The following is a 5,093-nucleotide window of genomic DNA, read 5'->3' as shown; positions in this document are numbered from 1 at the left end:
GCTGCTCAAGGCCGGTACGGCTGTAGACGCCACCATCATTGCGGCCCCTTGTTCCACCAAGAACAAGGACAAGAAACGAGACCCGGAAATGCACTCGACCCAAAAGGGCAAGCAGTGGTATTTCGGCATGAAAGCGCATATCGGCGTGGACGCCGAGTCGGGCTTGGTTCACACCGTGCGCGGGACGGCCGCACATGTCAGCGACGTCACCGAAGGCAATAGTTTGCTGCACGGTCAAGAGAAGGAGGCCTTTGGAGATGCCGGCTACCAGGGCATTGAAAAGCGCCCGGATGCCAAGGCAGGTGTCGCATGGCATATCGCCATGCGCCCAGGCAAGCGGGCGGCGCTTGATCTGGAGAACGAGCGCGATGCCTTGACTGACAAGATCGAGAAAGCCAAGGCAGGTATTCGGGCCAAGGTTGAGCACCCGTTTCGGGTCATCAAGCGCCAGTTCGGCTATGTCAAGGTGCGGTATCGCGGCTTGAAGAAGAACACGGCGCAACTGATGACGTTGTTTGCGCTGTCCAACCTTTGGATGGCGCGGCGTCAATTGATGGGTTTCAGCGCATGAGTGCGCCTGAAATTGGCGTTACTGCCTCGAAAGGGGTGGGCGGACGCTCAAATATGGCCGGAACCCGTGATGTTTGCCGGCTGACGGGTGTGGCTTCCGCAACGCCGGCCGGTTTGAATTCGATAGCAAACTTCAGGCTGGGTTGTTCAGGCCATCCCCAAGTCCCACATGATTTCCGTCTTGCCGTACAGCGAGGCTGCGTCAACCCAGCGGCGCTCGCCGAAGGCCTGGCGCGCCAGCTCCTGCAGGGATGCGGCATCGCGATGCGAAAGTTCACATTGCGAGCCAGCGGCCTGGCGCTCGGCAATCAGCCCGCGCTGGCGTTCGTTGTCGCTGAGGTTCTTCTGCGCCCGCTCACGCGGCCGGCCTTCGCAGCTGTCCAAGGCCAAGGTCCATTGCGCGACCGCGCCGTCAAACAGCTTGGCCAGGTCGTCCACCGGCTTGCCTTGCGCCAAAGCCGTGGTGGCGCGCAGGTCGGCCGACATGGCGCGCTGGGTCAGCACCGAGCAAGTGGGCGGGGCCGGGGCGGCCGACGCAGCGGGCTCGGCGGCGACGGCTGCCGACGCGGCGTCGGCGATAGGTGGCAAGGCCGGAGACTGCGCCTGCGCCACCGCCAGGCGAGGGCTCAAGACCAAAGCCGCGATAGCCAACTTCAGCGCGGCGGGCCACAGCCTTGTGCTAACTTTTTGCATGGATGTCATCGTCATTTTCTATGGCCACCCGACTCGGCCGGAATGTCCAGCATGGCATCAATCAAGCCGCGCGAAAAGCGCTCGCTGCCGGGGTCGCTGGCGCTCTCGAAGGAGAACGACTCGCTGGCCGTGGCCAGCGGCATCGTGCCAATCTCAAGCGCCAGTTCGCTGGCCTTGAAGCCGCGCAAAATAGCCTGCATCTGCGCGTCCAGGCCCTTGGTCTGGGCGCGCTTGCTGAGTGATTCGAGGCGCTCAATGTCGAGCGCAAAGGCATTGCCGGCGAGGCTGCGTTCCAGCATCTTTTGGTGCAGGCTGAAACCGGCCAAGGGGTCGGCGCCGAGCTTTTCGGCGCGCTCGAACGCCCATTGATCGGCTTGATCAAACACGGTCGAAGCGATCCAGGCCACGCCCGACAACGAGCTGCGGTTGACGGCAGCGGCTTGCAGACCGTTCATCACTTGCTGCTTGGTCAGCTCCTTGCCGGCATCGATCAAGCCCTCGCGGATGCGCTGCGCCGCCAACGCCTTGCCCTGCTCGATCAGCTGCTGTTTGACAATCTCGGAGGCGACCGACTTGGCCGCCATCTTGGCCGTGTTGACCGCCGCCTGAGCGGCCAAGGCGGCACCGTGCAAACCGGTCGCTAGGGTGGCCAGGTTGTAGAGCGTGCCGGCGATCTTGGTTCCGTAGTGGTAAGTCTTCATGCGTGCGCCGCCCTCTTCGGACAGGCCCTGCGTCCACAGCACCGCCCACAAGGCCTCGTCTTCGCTGAGCTGGGCTTTGGAAATCTCCAGCGAATGCAGGCTCAGCAGCCAGTGGTAGTCCTGCACCTCGGGCGTATTGGGTGGGGCCAGGCGGGCGTAGCCGCGGCAGACCTCAAACGGGTTGACGGTGCGACTGGCGCCGCTGCTGAGGGTGACGGAAAACGGCTTGCCGGCGTCGCGCGCATCGGCCAGGGTGGCCAGCAGGCGTTCGCTATCCTGGTCTTTTTGGCCCGCCACGGCCAGCAACTTGTCGCCCGGATTGAGGGGCGAATTGGGTGCCGCGGCCACCACCGTCAAGCGCTCGTCAACGTTCAGGCCGCGCACCCAGGCCACGCGGTCGTTGTCGGCCCAGCCGTAGCTGGTGGCCACCGCGAAGGGCAGCTCCCATTGGTGGTCGCACGTGGCATCCTTGAGCATGGCGCTGCGCACAATTGCCGGCCGCAGGCTTTGCTCCCCATTGCCATAGGCGCGGATATTGGCCAGCAGGCTTTCATCCACCTTACGCCCATCATCGACGGTGTACTTGGGTGCAGCGCAGGCGGTCAGCAACAGACTCAAGAGCAGCGTAAGAGTTGATCTCATAGGGCGAATGGCTTAGCAACGCGCCAGTGTAGGGCTGTCAGATCCAAGCCAAACCAGCCGCACACCGCTTTGTTGCCCAGTTGCGTGACCTGCTTGCGTAGTTCTACCGACCGGGCAAGCCCTGAGTCCTTGGAGGGTCTGGCCTGCCTACACTTTGCCCCATGCGTACTTTGAGATGTGATGACGGCACTCCGCTGCATTGGCGGCAGTGGAGCAAGCCCGGCATGGAGCCGGCCCGCGGCACGTTGTTGATTGTGCATGGCCTGGGCGAGCATATTGGCCGTTATGAGGCGTTGGCGGCGCGCTTGAATAGTTGGGGCTGGCATGTGGTCGGCCATGACCAGCGCGGCCATGGCGCCTCCGGCGGGCCGCGCGGTGATAGCGCCGATGGTGAAAGCATGCTGGGAGATCTGGCCTTGGTGATCGATGAGTTGCGCGCCGACCCACAGCTCGGCCGCGGCCCGCTGGTCTTGCTGGGCCACAGCATGGGCGGCTTGGTGGCGGCGCGCTTTGTGGCCGGCGGCCTGGCTGCCAGCAGCGGCGGGCAGTTGCCGATGTGGTTTCGGCCGATTGATGCCTTGGTCTTGAGCTCGCCGGCGTTGGACCCGGGCATGTCCGTGTTGCAGCGCCTGCAACTGGCCTTGGGTGTGGCGTTGGTGCCGCATCTGGCGGTGAGCAATGGGCTCAAGTCCAAATGGATTTCGCGTGATGCGGCGGTGGTCAAGGCCTATGACCATGATCCGCTGGTGCATGACCGACTCACGCCGATCTTGGCGCGAGCGATCGTGGACGGCGGCGAGTTGGTGCGCCAGCATGCAGCCGATTGGGCCGTGCCGACGCTGTTGATCTGGGCCGGCAGCGACCGCTGCGTGGCACCCGCCGGCAGCGCCGAATTTGCCGCCAATGCGCCGCAGGCCTTGGTGACAACACATTGTTTTGAGGCCTTGTTTCACGAAATTTTCAATGAGCCGGAGCGCGAGCAGGTGTTTGGGCGCCTGCAAACTTGGCTAGCGGGGCGTTTCGGTGCCGGCTGAGCACGCCTGTTCTAAGATTGACGCTCTCCGCCATCAGCTGGAACCTCATCATGAATGCACGCGACCCCGCCTTGCCCCTGCCGGCCGACCAAGCCAGCGCCATCGCCGATTTTGCGGCCCAGGTTTGGGACGATGAAATCGTCCCCGCGCTGACCCAGTACATCGCGATTCCGGCCAAGAGCCCGATGTTCGATGCCGACTGGGCCGCTAATGGTCATATCGAGCGGGTGCTGCGCGATGCTGCCGCCTGGGTCGAGGGCAAGAAGGTGGCCGGCCTGACGCTGGAGGTGATACGCCTGGAAGGCCGCACGCCGATTATCTTTTTCGAGGTGCCGGCCACCAAATTGGACAGCGCCGACACCATCGTGCTGTACGGCCATCTGGACAAGCAGCCCGAGTTCAGCGGCTGGCGCAGTGACCTCGGCCCCTGGACACCGAAGTACGAGGACGGCAAGCTTTATGGCCGCGGCGGCGCCGACGACGGCTACGCGGTCTATGCCTCGCTGACCGCCATCATGGCGCTGGACAAGCAGGGCATCCCGCGGCCGCGCTGCGTCGGCATCATCGAGACCTGCGAGGAGTCGGGCTCCTACGACCTGCTGCCGTACATCGACGCGCTGCGGCCACGGCTGGGCGACGTGTCGTTGGTGATCTGCCTCGATTCGGGGGCCGGCAACTATGACCAGCTGTGGCTCACGACCAACCGGCGCGGCATGGTCAGCGGCGTGCTCAAGGTCGAGATCCTGACCGAGGGCGTGCACTCGGGCGACGCCAGCGGCCTGGTGCCTTCGAGCTTTCGCGTCATGCGCCATGTGCTCGACCGCCTGGAAGACAGCCAGACCGGCGAGCTGTTGCCGCAGAGCTTTCACTGCGAAGTGCCGGCCGCTCGGCTGGCGCAGGCGCGCGCCAGCGCCGAGATCCTGAAAGACGAGGTCTACAAGCGCTTCCCCTGGGCCTGCGGCGCCGACGGGGCGCTGACCTTGCCCACCACCACCGACCCCACGCAGGCCCTGATCAACCGCACCTGGCGGCCCACGCTGTCAGTCACCGGCGTCGACGGCTTGCCCGAACTCGGCAGCGCCGGCAATGTGCTGCGCCCCTACACCGCCTTCAAGCTCAGCCTGCGCCTGCCCCCGCTGGTCGACGGCAACGAAGCCTCGCTCAAGCTCAAGCAACTGCTCGAAGACAACGCGCCCTACAACGCCAAGGTGACCTTCCACGCCGATGGCCGCGCCGGCGCGCTCGGCGCCACCGGCTGGAATGCGCCCGAGCTCGCCCCCTGGCTACACGATGCGCTCAACGCCGCGTCCAACACCCAGTTCGGCGCCCCGGTCGGCTTCATCGGCCAGGGCGGCACGATCCCGCTGATGAGCATGCTGGCCAAGGGCTTCCCGAAGGCGCAGATGATGGTCTGCGGCGTGCTCGGCCCCAAGAGCAACGCCCATGGGCCCAA

5 protein-coding genes are annotated in these 5,093 nt (G+C 64.9%); 3 read left to right on the top strand and 2 right to left on the bottom strand.

Annotated elements, in window-relative coordinates:
- Positions 1-571: IS5 family transposase (locus RMO57_RS12410; protein ID WP_310387030.1), on the top strand; the 571-nt coding region annotated here is incomplete at its 5' end.
- A 146-nt stretch (positions 572-717) separates the two neighbouring features.
- On the opposite strand, the gene RMO57_RS12405 is transcribed toward RMO57_RS12410, so the two are convergent.
- Both RMO57_RS12405 and RMO57_RS12400 read right to left on the bottom strand, forming a co-directional pair.
- Positions 718-1,263, bottom strand: coding sequence for a hypothetical protein (locus RMO57_RS12405; RefSeq protein WP_310387029.1), 546 nt, complete (start codon positions 1,261-1,263; stop codon positions 718-720).
- An 11-nt stretch (positions 1,264-1,274) separates the two neighbouring features.
- Complete coding sequence (locus tag RMO57_RS12400) at positions 1,275-2,606, bottom strand: hypothetical protein (protein ID WP_310387027.1); 1,332 nt, start codon at positions 2,604-2,606, stop codon at positions 1,275-1,277.
- 161 nt (positions 2,607-2,767) lie between these two features.
- Here RMO57_RS12400 and RMO57_RS12395 point away from each other — a divergent pair, with 161 nt between their 5' ends.
- Both RMO57_RS12395 and RMO57_RS12390 read left to right on the top strand, forming a co-directional pair.
- Positions 2,768-3,640: an alpha/beta hydrolase gene (locus tag RMO57_RS12395; protein WP_310387025.1), complete on the top strand. Its 873-nt coding sequence runs from the start codon at positions 2,768-2,770 to the stop codon at positions 3,638-3,640.
- Between the two features lie 50 nt (positions 3,641-3,690).
- A partial coding sequence (locus RMO57_RS12390) for a M20/M25/M40 family metallo-hydrolase (protein ID WP_310387023.1) occupies positions 3,691-5,093 on the top strand: 1,403 nt, incomplete at its 3' end.

It is taken from the genome of Roseateles sp. (assembly GCF_031397715.1).
Taxonomy (GTDB): domain Bacteria; phylum Pseudomonadota; class Gammaproteobacteria; order Burkholderiales; family Burkholderiaceae_C; genus Paucibacter_A.
Note: the sequence above shows the minus strand (reverse complement) of the source record. Positions and strands in the feature narration are given on the sequence as shown.